The sequence below is a fragment of the Lysinibacillus sp. EB106-09-02-XG168 genome (assembly GCF_058791475.1).
Window position 1 is genome coordinate 4,723,008 of record NZ_JBYTDN010000003.1, and the last position, 16,169, is coordinate 4,739,176.

The following is a 16,169-nucleotide window of genomic DNA, read 5'->3' on the forward strand; positions in this document are numbered from 1 at the left end:
ATGGGGAACTTTCCAAAAACATCGTGCTTTTTAATAGTAATTTTATCTATTTTCCTCATGACTAAATTGCCATTCAACACCAAATTTATCAGTAAGGGAGCCATAACATTTACTCCAAAACGTTTCTTGTAGCTCCATCGTAACTTTGCCACCTTCTTTAAGGCTATCAAAAGCTTTTCGCATCTGGGCCTCATCGCCTGAGACAACGGCTAACGTTACATTGTTTCCAATCGTGAATGGGTGTCCTGGAAATGTATCTGAAAACATTACAGTACTACCAAAAATCGAAAGTCGCGTATGCATGACAAGATCTTTTGCTTCCTCTGGTAATGGATAACTTGGATTCTGTGGTGAATCTCCAAATGTCATAATTTCAGGCTTGTTTGTATTAAAAACTGTCTCATAAAAAGTTACAGCCTCTCGACAATTTCCATTAAAATTTAAATAAACTTCTACTGCCATTTCCAACACTCCCTTTGTCATTTTCGAAACAATTTTATTTTACACGGTTAATAACTAATAGTACAAATCTTAGAATCAATAAATTACTTTCCTTCTTTTGAAAAACAATAACAGCTTACTCCCTTACAAAAGCTCAGGATTTCCTCTAACTACTTTTAACTTTTGAATAAAGTAAACTTACACCGCCTTCCCACTCTAACAAAAAGTGATATATCTATATATTTCGCTTAATTCCTGTTATTTCCTGCTATTTTTTTATTAATTTAGATAAAAGCTTTGACATTTACTCAAAAATAATGTAAATTACCAAATGACGAACAATTTAAATCAAAACTTAAAAAATATTCGTATTTTAGGAGTGTTTATAATGGATAACGTATTTGACTATGAGGATATTCAGCTAATTCCCGCAAAATGTATTGTAGAAAGTCGCTCAGAGTGTGATACTTCTGTTACTTTAGGCGATCATACATTCAAGCTTCCTGTTGTACCAGCAAACATGCAAACAATTATCGACGAAAGTCTTGCTGTGAAGCTTGCTGAAAACGGTTACTTTTATATCATGCACCGTTTTAATCCAGAAACTCGTATCGATTTCATCAAAGATATGCAAGCTCGTGGCTTAATCGCATCAATTAGTGTTGGTGTAAAAGATGAAGAATACACATTTATTGAAGAATTAGCAGCTGCTAATGTAGTGCCTGATTTTATGACAATTGATATTGCACATGGGCATTCAAATGCTGTTATTCGTATGATTCAGCATATAAAAAAACATCTACCAACTAGCTTCGTAATTGCTGGTAATGTGGGCACACCTGAGGCAGTTCGTGAACTTGAAAATGCTGGTGCAGATGCAACAAAAGTTGGTATTGGGCCAGGTAAAGTATGTATTACTAAAATCAAAACTGGTTTTGGTACAGGTGGTTGGCAGCTAGCTGCACTACGCTGGTGTGCAAAAGCTGCAACAAAGCCAATTATCGCTGATGGTGGTATTCGTACAAATGGTGATATTGCAAAATCGGTTCGCTTTGGTGCTTCAATGGTGATGATTGGCTCATTATTTGCAGGTCATGAGGAGTCACCTGGTGAGACAATCGAAATCGACGGTAAAACTGTGAAGGAATACTTCGGATCTGCTTCTGAATTTCAAAAAGGCGAACGTAAAAATGTTGAAGGTAAAAAGATGTTTGTTGAACATAAAGGCAGCATCAAAGATACTTTAATTGAAATGCAGCAAGATCTTCAATCGTCTATTTCTTATGCAGGTGGCAATAAACTAGATGCCATTCGAAATGTAGATTATGTAATTGTGAAAAACTCTATTTTTAATGGAGATAAAGTATACTAAAAACCAGAAAAACCCAAACAAGAATGGAATAAATTCTTGTTTGGGCTTTTTGTTGGATTCCATTTCTCCAATGGTCAAATAATGAGCAATTGTGGTTCTTGGTTAGCCTATTACTCGATTAGTTTTTCAGCTACCTGAGCGTTCTCGGCTCTTGACTGACCGATTCTTTTATTGGATAAAAGAAAAAATGCTACCAATGAAGTGTAGCATTTCCCTTAAAATTATAGTTTGTTAATAACAGCGTGGATCGTTTCTTTTAATTCTTCATCATGATCAGAAAGGTCTACAAGGTTTGCTACACGCTCACGTAATACTGGACGTTCAATTACAAGCTTTTCATCAAGTACTTGCACTAGTAACTCGATAATAAGACGATCACGTACGTTTAATGCTTCCTCTAAACGCTCTGGTGTGATTTTTCCTGTTTTTGCTGCTTTAGCCATTTTAAAAACCCCTTTTAAATTTTATATTCATGCACATCTATTTTAGCATACAGCTAATTTATTTTAAAAACTTTCTTTCGCTAATATATAGGCTCATTACCATAACGTGTGGTTGATTTCCGTTCCGACTGAGCGCTTTGTTGCTGACGCTTCGCTTTCGCACAGTTAAAACATTTGTTGCTGACGCTTCGCTTTCGCACAGAGCAAAGCTTCCTGAGAGCGTCCGCTGAACCCCCAAGGAGCCACCAGCCTCCACTCAACCTATACTCATAACATACGTTTTAACAAATATCATCCACAGCTTTCGGTGATGATCCAATATACACCAAAACTTTACAAATAAATGTTCGTACATTTACGATAATTTGTTATATTCAAATCATAAAATGATGACGCTCAATCATATGATTATTTGTTCTCCATTTAGTTTTTTCATTTTCACTTAGGACGATTTACAAGATTGGAGGAATTCTGTGAACCAAAAGAACTCGACTTACTTACAATTAATAAAGGCTGTACCGAAATCTTTACAACTATTTCTAAATGTTTGCCTTGTACTTTTAGCGCTCATTTTATCTTTCCTACTTTGCAAAGAACTCATTCAATTCCTTAAAATTTTATTATTCAACAATGATGGCGGAGACTATAAGCTTTTCCTCGCTAACATTCTTATTTTCTTTTTGTATTTTGAATTTATCACGATGATTATTAAATATTTTAAAGAGAGTTATCATTTTCCTCTAAGATACTTTATATATATAGGGATTACAGCCATGATTCGATTAATTATCGTAGAACATGACCATCCCATTAATACATTAATTTATTCACTTATTATTTTAATATTAATTATTAGCTATTTTATTATTAATATTACACCGCTGGAACGACCTGTACGCTCGTCACTCTTTATGAAAAAAGAACAATAGCTTTATTACAATAAGCAAAACCCTTGAACCTTAGACAATGAGCTCTGTATTCGTTGGCGACCTTTTCTTTTTCACGAAGATAATCAACTACAAATAAGATACTTCCCTCATTGTTTTGATTGTATATAAAAGGTTTCTTTTGTTCAGTAAACCTTCCTGATGTATACAGCCTTCTTCCTTCAATAATCTTTCAATGATTTCTCATATACATTCCCACCCTACATGGAATTTATTTTAAGCACGGTTTTTTCACATTAATTTCAGTTCTTGATAATAACATATATTACCACCAGCAAAAAAACCGAGGTGGACTAATAGTGCTTTTTTAGATCAACTACATAAATCGTACCGGCTAGCCCCCTATTCAAGCCATTCAGAAGTAACTATGAACTGATCTCGTTACTTCGTCGATTAGAGCATTAGGAAGTAATTATAAATAACTCAGAAATAGGATGGGTTGAGCACATATAGCTCAGCTCGAAAAGGAATGTACAGCTATGAACTTGGGACAGCATGAATTATTGAAGGGAGACGGAAAGAATGAATCTGATTGATGTATATATTCATGAAGTAACTAGAAGAATCCGCAAAGAAAAACGCGATGAAACCAGTCTAGAGTTAAGATCTTCTATTGAAAATATGTTACCTGAAGATTATTCAGAATCAGATATTAAGGAAGTACTTAAGAAGTTAGGAAGTCCTGCAGAAGTTGCAGCAAGCTATCAAAACACACCACGATTATTAATCGGTCCAAAAGTGTTTGATACTTATATTAGGACTATAAAATTAGTTATTCCTTGGGCAATAATTATTACAGTTATTGTACAGATGATAGAAAGTATTGTGCTTTATAATGAAGAAGGTGGCGCTCTTCTGTCTGCTATTATTAAAACTATTACTTTAACTATCGCTCATATTATTTCAGTAATCATCTACGTACTCTTCTGGATTACAGTTACTTTCATTGTCATAGAACGATCTGGAGAAAATAATATTCGAATACCCCTATTAAAGGACCATCCAGATTGGACACCTGATGATTTAACTAAAGTTAAAATAATTCCTAAAGAAAAAACGATTTCGCTTAATGATAATATTTTAAGTTTCTTAGGTATTGCTATCTTCTCCTTTGTCTATTTCAATGCTCATCACCTTATAGGAATCTATACTTCTCACAATAAAGGTGGCTTTAAATTTATTATGCCTATATTCAATCAGGAAGTCTTACTCTCCTTTGCACCGATTATTTTAATTTGTATCGTTTTAAGTGTAGCTTTAACATTATGGAAATCGAAGGAAGGTCAATGGACAATGTTAATTGCCATAGTTAATGCTCTTCTTCAATGTACAGGAATCATTGTTTTTATCCTCATGGCTATTCACCCTGATTTCATACACAGTCCCGCTGTACCTTATATAGCTGCAATTACAGAAACAACCTCCGCTAAGATTTTGGTAGCTATAGATCGAATAATATTCGTCAGCATAGCTATCACCATCGCAGCAAATGCATATGATATTTATAGTGGCTTTAAAAAGGCTAGAATTTGAAAAAAATTCGTTTTGGGGCTGACCCTTTCTTGTTGGCCCTATACTGATTCATATATTTTTACTACCTACTAAAAAAAGTTTAAAAACTTCCCCAATCGATCAAAATACCGTTATTCTCTAATGTTTTGTATAATAAAGTTGAGAGTTACTAAATACATTCCTAAATAATTTGCACTAATTCAGACAGAATAAGGGGAAATTATTATGACCATTCTTCTTGTAGATGACAATCAAGTCAATCTATTTGTAATTGAAAAAATATTAAAAAATGTAGGCTATGAAAACTGTGTTTCTCTAACATCTGCCTATGAACTTTTTGATTATTTACAGTTAGATGCACCATAATAAAACCCATAAGGCTCTATTCCATATTTAAAATGTATTTTTCAATGCGATTGGTTAGAGCGTGTACATTTGAGTCATTCTTGATAATATAATTTTTTTCTTTTTGTATAGAGGTAATTTGATTATTTAAGATGATCACTGATGCAAGTAAACATAGTATGATAACAATATAGCCTAACGTAATTTTAGTGTTTTCCTACCTTTATCTGTCATAAACTCTATAACTAGTATCAATCAAAAAGTAACACAGTTTCTTGCTCTTAGGTTAAGAGCATACTCTCTTTGCGAGGAATACTTAACAAAGTTCACATTAAAAGGCTTCATCTCAAAAGTTGCGGATGACTTTTGTTAGAACGTTTACTATGTAAATCAGTTGATCTTCGTCATGGCTGGATGACCCATTGAGGATCAGTAATAGATGAACAGAAATCAACCACGCGTTTTGATGATGAGCCATTAAAAGTTAATAAGTCCCATATTCTTTTCATATATATTATATATTGGCCATTTTTGCTGAGACATAATTAATAGTAAGGAGAGAACAATTGTGGACATTTTCGTAAGACCTGGGGATTCTCTTTGGCATTTTAGTGAAGTGTTTAAAATACCTCTTCAACTAATTATAGATTCGAACCGAACTATTAAACCTCAATTTTTAAGGGTTGGACAGCGTGTTCGAATTCCGGGGTTTGTTACAGTCAATTACCAAATAAAGCAAGGAGATACTTTTTGGCAAATAGCCCAAAGCAAAAACCTCCCATTAGTGGCCATTTTGCTTGTCAATCCTGGCCTTAATCCAAATCAATTACACATTGGACAGACAATTCGCATTCCCCAACGAATCACATGGAGGCTCATCAATGGTAAACAAAATTATACTTACACGACCATGATGAACGATATCAAAAAACTACTCGATGCATATCCGTTTCTACAAAGCTCTACAATTGGACATTCTGTTTTACAGCATGAAATTCCAGAGCTTCTAATCGGGAACGGAGCTAAGCGTGTCCATTATAACGGCTCCTTTCATGCAAATGAATGGATTACAACTCCAATTATTTTAACTTTTATAAACGACTACCTACTCTCTCTCACTAATCAAAATACAATTCGCGGTTTATCCCTTCTCCCACTTTACCAACAAACAATCCTTTCTATCGTTCCGATGGTCAATCCCGATGGTGTTGATTTAGTATTACAAGGACCACCTCATGACGAAGCATTAAGAAACCAGCTTATTACTTGGAATAACGGTAACACCGATTTCTCTGGTTGGAAGGCAAATATACATGGGGTCGATTTGAACGACCAGTTCCCTGCAAAATGGGAGCTTGAAAGTGCACGAAATCCTAATACACCTGGGCCAAGAGATTTTGGAGGGCAAAAACCTTTGTCCGAGCCAGAGGCCATTGCTATGGCTGACTTAACAAGGAAGCGCGATTTCGCCAGAGTTCTTGCGTTTCATACACAAGGTAGAGTCATTTATTGGGGGTTTGAAAATCTCGAACCACCAGAGTCAGAAACCCTTGTTAATGAGTTTAGCCGGGTTAGTGGCTACGAGCCTATCCATTCAGCGGGCAGTTATGCGGGCTATAAAGATTGGTTTATCCAGGATTGGCGTAGACCTGGATTCACTGTTGAATTAGGTAGTGGTACAAATCCACTTCCACTTAGCCAATTCGATGACATCTATGAAGAGACATTAGGTATATTCCTTGCAGCATTGTATATGTAATAGAAATCGATAATCTAAGAATCGTTCCCCTTAAGGATTTTCATCCTAATTCAATTCTAAATAAACATCCCCAATCCCCTTTTACTTCTAAAGTGAATGGGGATTTTTTAACCTCTAATTGATTGCTTCTTGATAGTTCATCACCAAAGGTCGTGGGTGACTTTTGTTAAAACGTCTACTATGTAAATAAGGTGATTTCCGTCGCGGCTGGGCGACTCCTTGGGGATTAGCGATAGGAGGAACGAAGGCGTTATCACATCCTGTGATAACCTTCGTGACCAACCTCGTGTCGCTGCCGCTACGTTACACTGCGCTTTCGCACAAAAAACATCTGTTGGCCCGAGATCCTGGAGCGAGCATCGCGAGTGGAGCGGCTCATCGGACGCCCACAGGAAGCTCTGCTCTGTGCGAAAGCGAAGCGTCAGCAACAAATGTTTTAACTGTGCGAAAGCGAAGCGTCAGCAACAAAGCGCCCAGCCGGAATGGAAATCAGCCACACATTTTGATGATGATTCTTCTTAGCAGAAATATGGACCAATTTGGAAAAATTACTTTGACAGGCAGAGTAATGTTTGTTACTATTACTCTGACAGATAGAGTAATAAAAAATAAGTAGGTGACTTATGGTTCGAAGTGACATCATCCGCGGACACTTGGATTCCATTATTTTAAGGCTAATATTAGAGAAAGATCGTTATGGCTATGAAATTTCTCAGGAAATAAGTATCCGCACAAATAATCGTTTTCAAATTAAAGAAGCAACTTTATACGCAGTTTTTCAACGCCTTGAGAAAAAGGAAATTATTGAAGCCTATTATGGTGATGTTTCACACGGAGGCAAAAGAAAGTATTACCGTATTACCCCATTAGGTAAAGCTTATTTAAATGAGCTAGTAAAAGAGTGGTCGGAAGTAAAAGAAATTATCGACTTATTTATGGAGGGCTTAGAATGAAAAAAATAAAAAACCATATTGATGAGCTTTTTAAAGACATTCCTCGTAATAAAGAAACCGAGATGGTTAAACAAGAAATCATTCAAAATCTTGAAGAAAAAGTATTTTATTTAATGGATCAAGGGAAAGAACAAGAGGATGCCATTAACAAAGCCATCGTAGAGTTTGGAGATATTGAAGATTTAAAAAAGGAATTAGGTGTGAAGGAGCCCGAAAAGAAAAACATGGCTAAATTAAATTTAGAATTCTCTATATGGGGTAGCGGCTTAATTATTGTATTTTTTATATTTATTAATCTCTACTATACACCACATACAATATGGGCAATCTATCCGATCTTCGCGATATTATGGTGGCCATTATCTATGTACTTCGTTTGGTCACGTAAGAAATGGAGTGAATAAAACATGAAGAACTTTATTAACTTTTCGATTGTTGGTAGTTTAATGACAATGATTTTTTTAGGAATCGTCAATTATACGACATCACCTCAGACGATTTGGTTCATTTACCCTTGTTTACTTGTTCTGCTATGGCCCATTACTTTATTTTTCATGTCTAAAAGAATGTATAAGGAATATTCTCTAGTTTGCAGTGCTATAACTATTGCATTTCTTATCATTGAAAATTATTTATACTCCCCCGATTATATATGGTTCATTTATGCGGTTTATCCAATCATCTGGTGGCCAATCCTTATGTATTTAGAGGAAAAAGCAAAAACATTAAAAATTGCGCTGATCGGCTGTGCAAGTACCATCATTTATTATTCTTTATTAAATATTATTTTATCCCATCCATACCCTTGGGCGATTTATCCTGCATTTTTAGTCATTTGGTGGCCATTAGCTTTATACCACGCACAAAGAAAAACATTTGTAGCATTCTCTGTTACCGCTACAATACTGATCAGCATCTTTTTTATTACAGTAAACGTTGTCTCTTCTCCAAACGTAATATGGGCGTTTTATCCAATCTTTGTCGCCCTTTGGTGGCCCCTTAGTATGTACTTTTATGTTTATAAAAGAAAAATGTACAAATCAACAACTCTCCCTAAAAGAGTCTAAAAATTTCGATTATAATTCACATTCACAGAGGGAATTAGATGAAAAAAATAATGAAATTTATAAAATTCACCGGAATAATTACCATCGTATTACTAATAACAGCGCTTTTATTTCCTACATGGACTGCCCATATTAAAGGTAATAACAGTGTAAGTGCATTAGAGCAAGTAAAGATAAATGGAAGTAATCATGAAGTTATGATACGCGGGAAAGATCAGGATAATCCCGTTATTATTTTTGTCCATGGAGGGCCTGGATGTTCAGAAATACCGTATGCCAGTAAGTATCAAAACTTATTGGAAAACAATTTTACGGTCGTGAATTACGACCAAAGAGCAAGCGGAAAATCATATCATTTTTTTGAGGATTATTCTAATCTTTCATCGGACTTACTCGTAGATGACTTATTGGCCTTGACGGATTATATATCAGATCGTCTTGGCAAAGAAAAAGTAATATTAATTGGCCATTCTTATGGTACATATATTGCAACGCAAGCTGCCTCTAAAGCTCCTGAAAAATTTACAGCATATGTTGGAATTGGACAGATGAGTGATCCAGTAGGAAGCGAGATTGACGGTTTGAATTACGTTATTCAGCAAGCTGACTACGATGGTAATATAGCGGATGTTCAATATTTACAAGGGTTAACTGAACAAGTTGAAAATGGCGAGATGTATACTCCACGAAAGTATATTGCAAAATATGGTGGAGCTACAAGACTTATTGATAACCCTGATGGGAATATCATAAGTATGTTATTCAGTCGTGAGTATAACTTATTAGATGTGATTCGTTACAACTATGGGCTATCCTATTCTCAACAAACTTTATTAGAGGAAGTAATAAAAAAACCGTTACCTACTAGAGTAAAGAAGCTCGAATTACCATGCTATTTTGTTATGGGTAAATATGATTATCAAACTTCATCTAATGCAGCAAAAAAATACTTTGATATGATTGAAGCCGATAGAAAAGAATTTATTGCCTATGAACAATCAGCACATTATCCACAATTTGAAGAGAAGGAAAAATTTTATGAATGGATGTGCGATACGTTTGTGAAATAAATTGGCTCTTCACCAAAACATGGGGTTGATTTCCTTCCAACTGGGGGCGTCTGAGTCACTTCTGTGTTCTACAACGACAAGAAATTAATTCTCTTAAGGATAACAACAGTAGCTCACATTATTTATTTACTATATAATTTAGTTATTAAATATTTTAACGGGCAGTGATACTATGTCAAAAAATGAACAATTGCACAATGTGGAAACGATTATGAGAGAGATGCTTGAAATACAGAATAAATCAAAAATGTTTGTAAACCTCTTATCTGAGGGAGAATCATTGTCGCAAAACCAATTGATCCTCCTACTTCAGCTAAAGATTAATGACGGTATGAAGGCAACAGAAATTGCTGAATTCTTTAGTGTGACGCCAGGAGCCGTTACATCCATGTGCGATAAACTTGAGAAATTAGAATTTGTAGAACGGATTAGAGAGCAAGAAGATCGTCGTGTAGTAAAAATGGTGTTAACTAATAGCGGTGAATTAAAGGTTCAAGATTTATTTTTAAAGTTTCCACAAGGAAAACTGATAGACATGGCAAAAATATTGCATGAGGTTAATCAGTTAATGAATAAAATTTTTTAGGATTTCATGAAATTGAAATCCTTTTTTTATTGCCTAAAAAATCCGTAAAAAGATCGTGGCATTTTTTTGTTCTTGACAAAACAAAGTAGCATATAATTTAATTGATATATATTTTAATAATTAAAATATATATCAATTAAATTATATGAGGTGGTTATCGTGATTCAAAAACTACGTACAGTAACCCTTACTAACGGCTCTAATAAAGACTTAGCAGCAGACTGTGAGCAATTAAATATCCGTGGATCTGTTACTTTACATCAGGAAATACGCGTAAAAAAAATCTCTACTCATGGTCATAGTTCTTTTCATTCCCGCGTTGAAGCGCAGATTTTAAATAATGCAGGATCATGCTCTATAAAAGATTTTTGTGAAATTAATGAGGTTAAAAGTTCGGGGAGCTTAAATATACGCAATGGGCGCGTAACAAAATTGAATAGCTCTGGGAAGTTGGCCATTGAACAAAACTTACAAGTAGAACAGTTTCATGCAGTCGGTTTTGTTAAAGCAAATGAAATAGAGGCAAAATATTTTCAATTAAAAATGTCTGGTGGAAATGAGATTGGAAAGCTTATTGCAGATGTGATACATGTAGAAAAAGATACGTTATCTATATCTTTTCTAAAGAAAAAGTTGAATTGTAAATGTATTAAAGGTGAACAAATACATCTTTCCTATACAGATGCAGAAATTGTTGACGGAGATATTGTAGCAGTAGGCGATAATTGTCATATACAAACACTTTATTATACAAAAAACTATTCGATTGCTAAAAACGCCAAGGTGCAACAAATTATACGGAGGGAAAAGGAATGACATTCATAAAAATCATTCAAAGCTTTTTTTGCTCATTAGCCCTTCTCGTACTATCTATCCTCTATGCAGGGCTGGTCTTCAGTGCATTACTATCAATAATAGCCGGCATTTTGCGAACATTCGGATTGGAACAAATACAAATGAGCATTTGGAGTGGTGTTGAGCTTCCGATCGCTTTCAGCATTCCTCTAGCACTCTTGGTTTCTTTGTTGTTATTCTTTTGTTCAATGTATATCAAACGCTCTATCCGATTTTGTTATTCCAAGGTTAAAATTTAAAATTAGAAGCACGCCTTTTGTTTGCTAGTAAAAGGTGTGCTTCATTTATTTTGCTTTTATATAAATATTTGTTTCATAAATTATTGCGATTTTGTCATTAATTAATGCCTATTTAAATATATTAGATAGTACGGATGAAAATTATTACTGCAACTCCATTTGTGAAATAAAAAAATAGAACCTTCCACCCTAAATTAGAATGAAGGTTCTATTTTATTTAGTAGAAACAAATCGTTTGCATCGTTTGTTTCTACATATAAATTTATTTTAAACGAAGCGCTTCGTCTGTTGCTTCGTTAATTTCTTTAAGAAGCTCTGGATTTTCTGCTAATGACTTGCCGTATGATGGGATCATATCTTTAATTTTTGACTCCCACTCGTTAACATGTTGAGGGAAGCATTTATTGATTACCTCAAGCATAACGTGTACAGCAGTAGAAGCACCTGGAGAAGCTCCAAGTAATGCAGCAATTGAGCCATCAGAAGCACTTACAACTTCCGTACCAAATTGAAGCGTACCTTTACCACCAGCTTCAGTATCTTTAATAACTTGTACACGTTGACCAGCTACAATAATATCCCAATCATCGCTCTTAGCATTTGGAATGAAATCACGTAGCTCTTCCATACGTTGTTCTTTAGATAACATAAGTTGTTGGATTAAATATTTTGTTAATCCCATCTCTTTAACTCCTGCCGCTAATAACGTTGTAATATTATGCGGTTTTACAGAAGCAAATAAATCCATATTTGAACCTGTTTTTAAGAACTTAGGTGAGAAACCTGCGAATGGTCCAAATAATAAAGATTTTTTGTTATCAATATAGCGTGTATCAAGATGCGGAACAGACATTGGTGGAGCACCAACTTTAGCTTTTCCGTATACTTTTGCGTGATGTTGCTCAGCAACTTCTTGATTTTTACATGCTAAGAATAATCCACTGATTGGGAATCCACCAATATGTTTCCCTTCAGGAATACCTGATTTTTGTAGTAATTCTAGGCTTCCTCCACCAGCTCCAAGGAAGACAAATTTTGCTGTATGGTATTCCATTTTACAGCCTTTTTTGTCATGCACTCGTACTTCCCATGAACCATCGCTAGTGCGTTTCATGCTTTCAACACTATGATTGTAGTTGATGTCAACGTCTTTATTTTTTAAGTGGTCGAATAACATACGTGTTAATGCACCAAAGTTAACGTCTGTACCAGTGTCAATTTTTGTCGCAGCGATAGCTTCATCTGCTGGACGATCTTGCATAATAAGAGGAATCCATTCCTTTAGTTTTTCTGGGTCATCAGAAAATTCCATACCTTGGAATAAAGGATTTTTTGTCATTGTCTCATGACGTTTTTTCAGAAACTCTACATTGTCTTTCCCTTGTACTAAACTCATATGAGGTAAAGGCATAATAAAGTCTTGTGGATTACTGATTAGTTTATTGTTCACAAGATAAGACCAAAATTGTCTTGAAACATGGAACTGTTCATTAACGTTAATCGCTTTGCTAATATCGATTGATCCGTCTTTTTTCTCTGAAGTGTAGTTAAGCTCACAAAGTGCCGCATGCCCAGTTCCCGCATTATTTAATTCGTGAGAACTTTCTTCACCAGCTTTATCAAGCGACTCAAATACTGTAATTTTCCAATCTGGTGCTAATTCTTTAAGCATTGTCCCCAAAGTCGCACTCATGATTCCGGCACCAATTAAGATAACATCTGATTTAATTTGTCTGTTACTCATTTTTACCTTCCTTATATATTAAGATTTGCAGAAAGGATGTAAGCTCTCCTGCTGTCACAGTAAGCTCTAGAGTAACTTAGGAGTACATCTTTTCTGTATCAATTATTACCTTATTGCAGTGTATCATAATTACATAAAGATTAAAATATCAACTATCTATATGAGAGTTATGTGCATTTTTCGAGCCTTCCCCTTAATAAATCAAGAGAAAAACCTACTATTCCCCCATTAAGAATCACTACCTTTATTTAAACGTTATGGAATAATCGTCCTAAATTTGGGTAGCGTTTTCATAAAATAATGAGGTTTTCTTTATTATTATATTTATATAATAACATAAAAATATGGAACCAGTCTTGTTTTTACACCAGCTCCACTATACATAAAATATATAGAATTTTCTAACTATTTTCTAGTGTTTTAATTAAAATTATTTCTTTTTAGTCTAACCAAGAAAGTCAAACTCATTCTATTCTTCGACATGACTTTTTATTTTCCAACCATCAATTTCAAAATTACCCATCTGATTCATTACATGATTTACTAACTCTTCATATACCTCCATCATCCTTTGTTTATCCGTTTCTATTAAAGCTTTTAAAAACATTTCCTTAAATATGGAATCAGGGAAAACATTTTTTAGATACTTTTTAATATAGGCTGGATCAATAAGATAAGAATGTACTTGATAGTATGGAATGCTTTCTAATCTCAAAAACTGACAGTACTCAGAAAATGCATTAGCTAATGAGTTAAAATATACAAAGTGGAAATCCACTCTTTTTTGTTCAAAACAATCTTTTAAATTATCTAATGAATCCCATAGTGAATATTTTTTCATTTCTACTATTATTTTATTTAGTTCATCATATTCATTGTTTAGCCAATGTTCAGCTTCGATTTTTAATTCATTAAGTATTCCCGTGTTATCGAATAGAATCTTTCCTGTCATCAATTGAACTATAGACATTGTTCTTTGGTTTTGAAAATCTTGTTGAAAGTATTTGCGAATTTGTTTTGGTGGATTGGCGAAATATTCTATAAGAAAACCATTAATAAATTTATTCCCTCTCTCTCGCCAATCAACATCATCGGATAAAATAATATGCACATCAATATCAGAACGATTTGTAGGATTACCCGTAATATAGCTCCCACATACAAGTGCCCCTACTACATCATTTCTATTTTTCCAGTCCTTTAAAAATTCTTCTAACGCTATTCTCCATTCTTCCATAAAGTTATCATCACCTTCTTAAAAAGTTTGTGCTTTAGCATATCGTATATATTCAAAATTTATTTTATAAATCCTTTCTGAAGGAATGAATTCTGTATTTTTAAAAACACAGCCTTGTTTTCTGTGTTAATGATGTGCCACTTTGGCCTATTGTTAGTTCAGTACATTTTTCACATAAAGGGAGGTTATCAGGGTTTTTAAATGACACTGTTATTTTTATTAGAACCCCTTTATTTTTTTCTAATAGCTGCTCCATTTTATTATCAGCACGTTGTAAGGCTTGCTTTATTTGTTTAATCTCTTTTTCTCTTTGAATCATCTGTTTATACTTATATTGAAATAATAATTTCATCTGTTGAAGGTTTTGGATTTCCGCTTCTGTCAATTCATCATTCTCATCCGTGTTTTGCGACCATTCAAAAAGTACTTTAATTTTTTGAAGTGAAAAATCACATTTCTTTAGGTGGCCAAACACCCGCTGAAAGAAATTAAATAAAGGAATTGGATAAAAATCCAATTCCAACAATGAATAGACGAGTTTTTTAGGCAGTCCCTATGTCCTAAAAAATACAATTCTACTTAGAAAATATTAGCTAAATAGTTTTGAACAGATTCAGGTAATAGTTGAAAGAATAATCCTTCATATTTGATATCGAGTATACCAGCAATAAACATAATAATAATGATGAATATTAAAAGGAGTTTCTTGTTTTTAGAAATCCACTTCAATAGGCTCCCCTCCTCTTAAAAATAACGTTTATAGTTTGCCAATTAAGTATATATTGATTCATGTATTATATAAACCTGTCCTTACAATCATTCTCTGCCTTCTCTGTCACCCAAATTGGTTATGTTACATAAATTAAAAAGAATGCTGTTGATTTTCTTTTAGTCATGAATTCAATTTAGCTTCCTCGGGTAAACAATAAATAGCGAAAGCTTTTGTCTCACCAATGATTTCTTGAAATTTTATAAAGAAAGGAATAGCAATGGTCAATTTTAAATCATTTCATGGTGTCGTTACTCAAATTGATGATTTCTCTATTGGGCAAAATGGTGAAAAGGAAGGCTGTTATAAACTGATGACGGTAGAAGATAGTACTCAGGGCATCGTCAATTTTGTCGTCTCACCTTCCACTTACTTTGTGAATCAAGAAATTGTGAATCCCGGCGATCGGGTTACTGGATATTATGATGGGAATGCACCTGTTCCTTTAATATATCCGCCTCAATATCGAGCACTTGTTGTCGTAAAGGAAAATAACAATCAAAATGTCAAAGTCGACTTTTTTAATAACCAATTAGTTAGTAGTGATGGTCAATTACAACTGAATGTTTCTCCTTATACACTTATCTTACTCAAAAATGGGCAACCTTTTTCAAAAAGCCTAGCCAATCGAAACTTAATTGTGATCTATGGCCCTACTACAAGAAGTATCCCTGCACAAACCACACCGTATAAAATAATTGTTTGGTGTTAATTTAAGATTAAGTACATGTAGTTAATGTGTTCCGACGAGGCGCTTCCAGGAGCGCCCCTACCTAATCTAACATTCATGACATACGTAAATATAATTTCAACTTTAGTCATAATACAAA

17 protein-coding genes and 1 pseudogene are annotated in these 16,169 nt (G+C 34.2%); 12 read left to right on the forward strand and 6 right to left on the reverse strand.

The window, feature by feature from the left end:
• Window positions 1-42 precede the first annotated feature (42 nt).
• Window positions 43-462 carry a VOC family protein gene (locus AC3WSO_RS23950; protein WP_492534140.1) on the reverse strand — a complete coding sequence of 140 codons (420 nt, stop codon included), beginning with the start codon at window positions 460-462 and terminating at the stop codon, window positions 43-45.
• Between the two features lie 367 nt (window positions 463-829).
• Here AC3WSO_RS23950 and guaC point away from each other — a divergent pair, with 367 nt between their 5' ends.
• On the forward strand, window positions 830-1,813 hold the full coding sequence (gene guaC, locus AC3WSO_RS23955; protein ID WP_492534142.1) for a GMP reductase: 984 nt from the start codon (window positions 830-832) through the stop codon (window positions 1,811-1,813).
• 221 nt (window positions 1,814-2,034) lie between these two features.
• On the opposite strand, the gene AC3WSO_RS23960 is transcribed toward guaC, so the two are convergent.
• Window positions 2,035-2,256, reverse strand: a complete 222-nt coding sequence (locus AC3WSO_RS23960; protein ID WP_068985751.1) for a phosphate-starvation-inducible protein PsiE — start codon at window positions 2,254-2,256, stop codon at window positions 2,035-2,037.
• Window positions 2,257-2,729: 473 nt separating this feature from the next.
• Between AC3WSO_RS23960 and psiE the strand changes: the two genes are divergently transcribed.
• The 10 genes and pseudogenes from psiE (at window position 2,730) to AC3WSO_RS24010 (ending at window position 11,311) form a co-directional block, all read left to right on the forward strand.
• Window positions 2,730-3,185, forward strand: coding sequence for a phosphate-starvation-inducible protein PsiE (gene psiE / locus AC3WSO_RS23965; RefSeq protein ID WP_079562438.1), 456 nt, complete (start codon window positions 2,730-2,732; stop codon window positions 3,183-3,185).
• A 540-nt stretch (window positions 3,186-3,725) separates the two neighbouring features.
• On the forward strand, window positions 3,726-4,736 hold the full coding sequence (locus AC3WSO_RS23970) for an HAAS signaling domain-containing protein (RefSeq protein ID WP_492534143.1): 1,011 nt from the start codon (window positions 3,726-3,728) through the stop codon (window positions 4,734-4,736).
• Window positions 4,737-4,940: 204 nt separating this feature from the next.
• Window positions 4,941-5,078: pseudogene (locus AC3WSO_RS23975) on the forward strand (response regulator); the annotation flags it as partial.
• Between the two features lie 550 nt (window positions 5,079-5,628).
• Window positions 5,629-6,819 (forward strand): M14 family metallopeptidase, encoded by a 1,191-nt coding sequence (locus tag AC3WSO_RS23980; RefSeq protein WP_492534144.1) that lies wholly within the window; start codon window positions 5,629-5,631, stop codon window positions 6,817-6,819.
• Between the two features lie 623 nt (window positions 6,820-7,442).
• Entirely contained in the window at window positions 7,443-7,772 is a 330-nt protein-coding gene (locus tag AC3WSO_RS23985) for a PadR family transcriptional regulator (protein ID WP_053482886.1), read from the forward strand.
• Window positions 7,769-8,176 (forward strand): permease prefix domain 1-containing protein, encoded by a 408-nt coding sequence (locus AC3WSO_RS23990; protein ID WP_492534146.1) that lies wholly within the window; start codon window positions 7,769-7,771, stop codon window positions 8,174-8,176. Before AC3WSO_RS23985 ends, AC3WSO_RS23990 begins: the two co-directional genes overlap by 4 nt.
• Before the next feature lie 3 nt (window positions 8,177-8,179).
• A complete protein-coding gene (locus AC3WSO_RS23995; protein ID WP_492534147.1) occupies window positions 8,180-8,839 on the forward strand; it encodes a hypothetical protein in 660 nt (219 codons plus the stop codon).
• Window positions 8,840-8,877: 38 nt separating this feature from the next.
• Window positions 8,878-9,909 carry an alpha/beta fold hydrolase gene (locus AC3WSO_RS24000; protein ID WP_492534148.1) on the forward strand — a complete coding sequence of 344 codons (1,032 nt, stop codon included), beginning with the start codon at window positions 8,878-8,880 and terminating at the stop codon, window positions 9,907-9,909.
• A gap of 172 nt (window positions 9,910-10,081) precedes the next feature.
• Window positions 10,082-10,495: a MarR family transcriptional regulator gene (locus AC3WSO_RS24005; protein WP_492534150.1), complete on the forward strand. Its 414-nt coding sequence runs from the start codon at window positions 10,082-10,084 to the stop codon at window positions 10,493-10,495.
• A 159-nt stretch (window positions 10,496-10,654) separates the two neighbouring features.
• Window positions 10,655-11,311: a hypothetical protein gene (locus tag AC3WSO_RS24010; RefSeq protein WP_492534151.1), complete on the forward strand. Its 657-nt coding sequence runs from the start codon at window positions 10,655-10,657 to the stop codon at window positions 11,309-11,311.
• 540 nt (window positions 11,312-11,851) lie between these two features.
• Here AC3WSO_RS24010 and AC3WSO_RS24015 read toward each other — a convergent pair.
• From AC3WSO_RS24015 to AC3WSO_RS24030, 4 genes are all read right to left on the reverse strand, one after another.
• Complete coding sequence (locus AC3WSO_RS24015; protein ID WP_197142921.1) at window positions 11,852-13,333, reverse strand: malate:quinone oxidoreductase; 1,482 nt, start codon at window positions 13,331-13,333, stop codon at window positions 11,852-11,854.
• A 469-nt stretch (window positions 13,334-13,802) separates the two neighbouring features.
• Window positions 13,803-14,570, reverse strand: a complete 768-nt coding sequence (locus tag AC3WSO_RS24020; RefSeq protein ID WP_492534152.1) for a nucleotidyltransferase domain-containing protein — start codon at window positions 14,568-14,570, stop codon at window positions 13,803-13,805.
• Between the two features lie 100 nt (window positions 14,571-14,670).
• Entirely contained in the window at window positions 14,671-14,955 is a 285-nt protein-coding gene (locus tag AC3WSO_RS24025) for a hypothetical protein (RefSeq protein WP_492534154.1), read from the reverse strand.
• Window positions 14,956-15,149: 194 nt separating this feature from the next.
• Window positions 15,150-15,299 carry a hypothetical protein gene (locus tag AC3WSO_RS24030; protein WP_349660193.1) on the reverse strand — a complete coding sequence of 50 codons (150 nt, stop codon included), beginning with the start codon at window positions 15,297-15,299 and terminating at the stop codon, window positions 15,150-15,152.
• Window positions 15,300-15,559: 260 nt separating this feature from the next.
• Between AC3WSO_RS24030 and AC3WSO_RS24035 the strand changes: the two genes are divergently transcribed.
• Window positions 15,560-16,051: a hypothetical protein gene (locus AC3WSO_RS24035; RefSeq protein ID WP_492534156.1), complete on the forward strand. Its 492-nt coding sequence runs from the start codon at window positions 15,560-15,562 to the stop codon at window positions 16,049-16,051.
• Window positions 16,052-16,169: the final 118 nt, after the last annotated feature.

Excerpts from the sequence above, each read along its gene's own strand:
- AC3WSO_RS23990 (WP_492534146.1), top strand. The coding sequence starts at position 7,769 with ATGAAAAAAATAAAAAACCATATTGATGAGCTTTTTAAAGACATTCCT.
- AC3WSO_RS24000 (WP_492534148.1), top strand. The coding sequence starts at position 8,878 with ATGAAAAAAATAATGAAATTTATAAAATTCACCGGAATAATTACCATC.
- guaC (WP_492534142.1), top strand. The coding sequence starts at position 830 with ATGGATAACGTATTTGACTATGAGGATATTCAGCTAATTCCCGCAAAA.
- AC3WSO_RS23960 (WP_068985751.1), bottom strand. The coding sequence starts at position 2,256 with ATGGCTAAAGCAGCAAAAACAGGAAAAATCACACCAGAGCGTTTAGAG.
- AC3WSO_RS23985 (WP_053482886.1), top strand. The coding sequence starts at position 7,443 with ATGGTTCGAAGTGACATCATCCGCGGACACTTGGATTCCATTATTTTA.
- AC3WSO_RS23950 (WP_492534140.1), bottom strand. The coding sequence starts at position 462 with ATGGCAGTAGAAGTTTATTTAAATTTTAATGGAAATTGTCGAGAGGCT.
- AC3WSO_RS24005 (WP_492534150.1), top strand. The coding sequence starts at position 10,082 with ATGTCAAAAAATGAACAATTGCACAATGTGGAAACGATTATGAGAGAG.
- AC3WSO_RS24035 (WP_492534156.1), top strand. The coding sequence starts at position 15,560 with ATGGTCAATTTTAAATCATTTCATGGTGTCGTTACTCAAATTGATGAT.
- AC3WSO_RS24020 (WP_492534152.1), bottom strand. The coding sequence starts at position 14,570 with ATGGAAGAATGGAGAATAGCGTTAGAAGAATTTTTAAAGGACTGGAAA.
- AC3WSO_RS23970 (WP_492534143.1), top strand. The coding sequence starts at position 3,726 with ATGAATCTGATTGATGTATATATTCATGAAGTAACTAGAAGAATCCGC.
- AC3WSO_RS24015 (WP_197142921.1), bottom strand. The coding sequence starts at position 13,333 with ATGAGTAACAGACAAATTAAATCAGATGTTATCTTAATTGGTGCCGGA.
- AC3WSO_RS23995 (WP_492534147.1), top strand. The coding sequence starts at position 8,180 with ATGAAGAACTTTATTAACTTTTCGATTGTTGGTAGTTTAATGACAATG.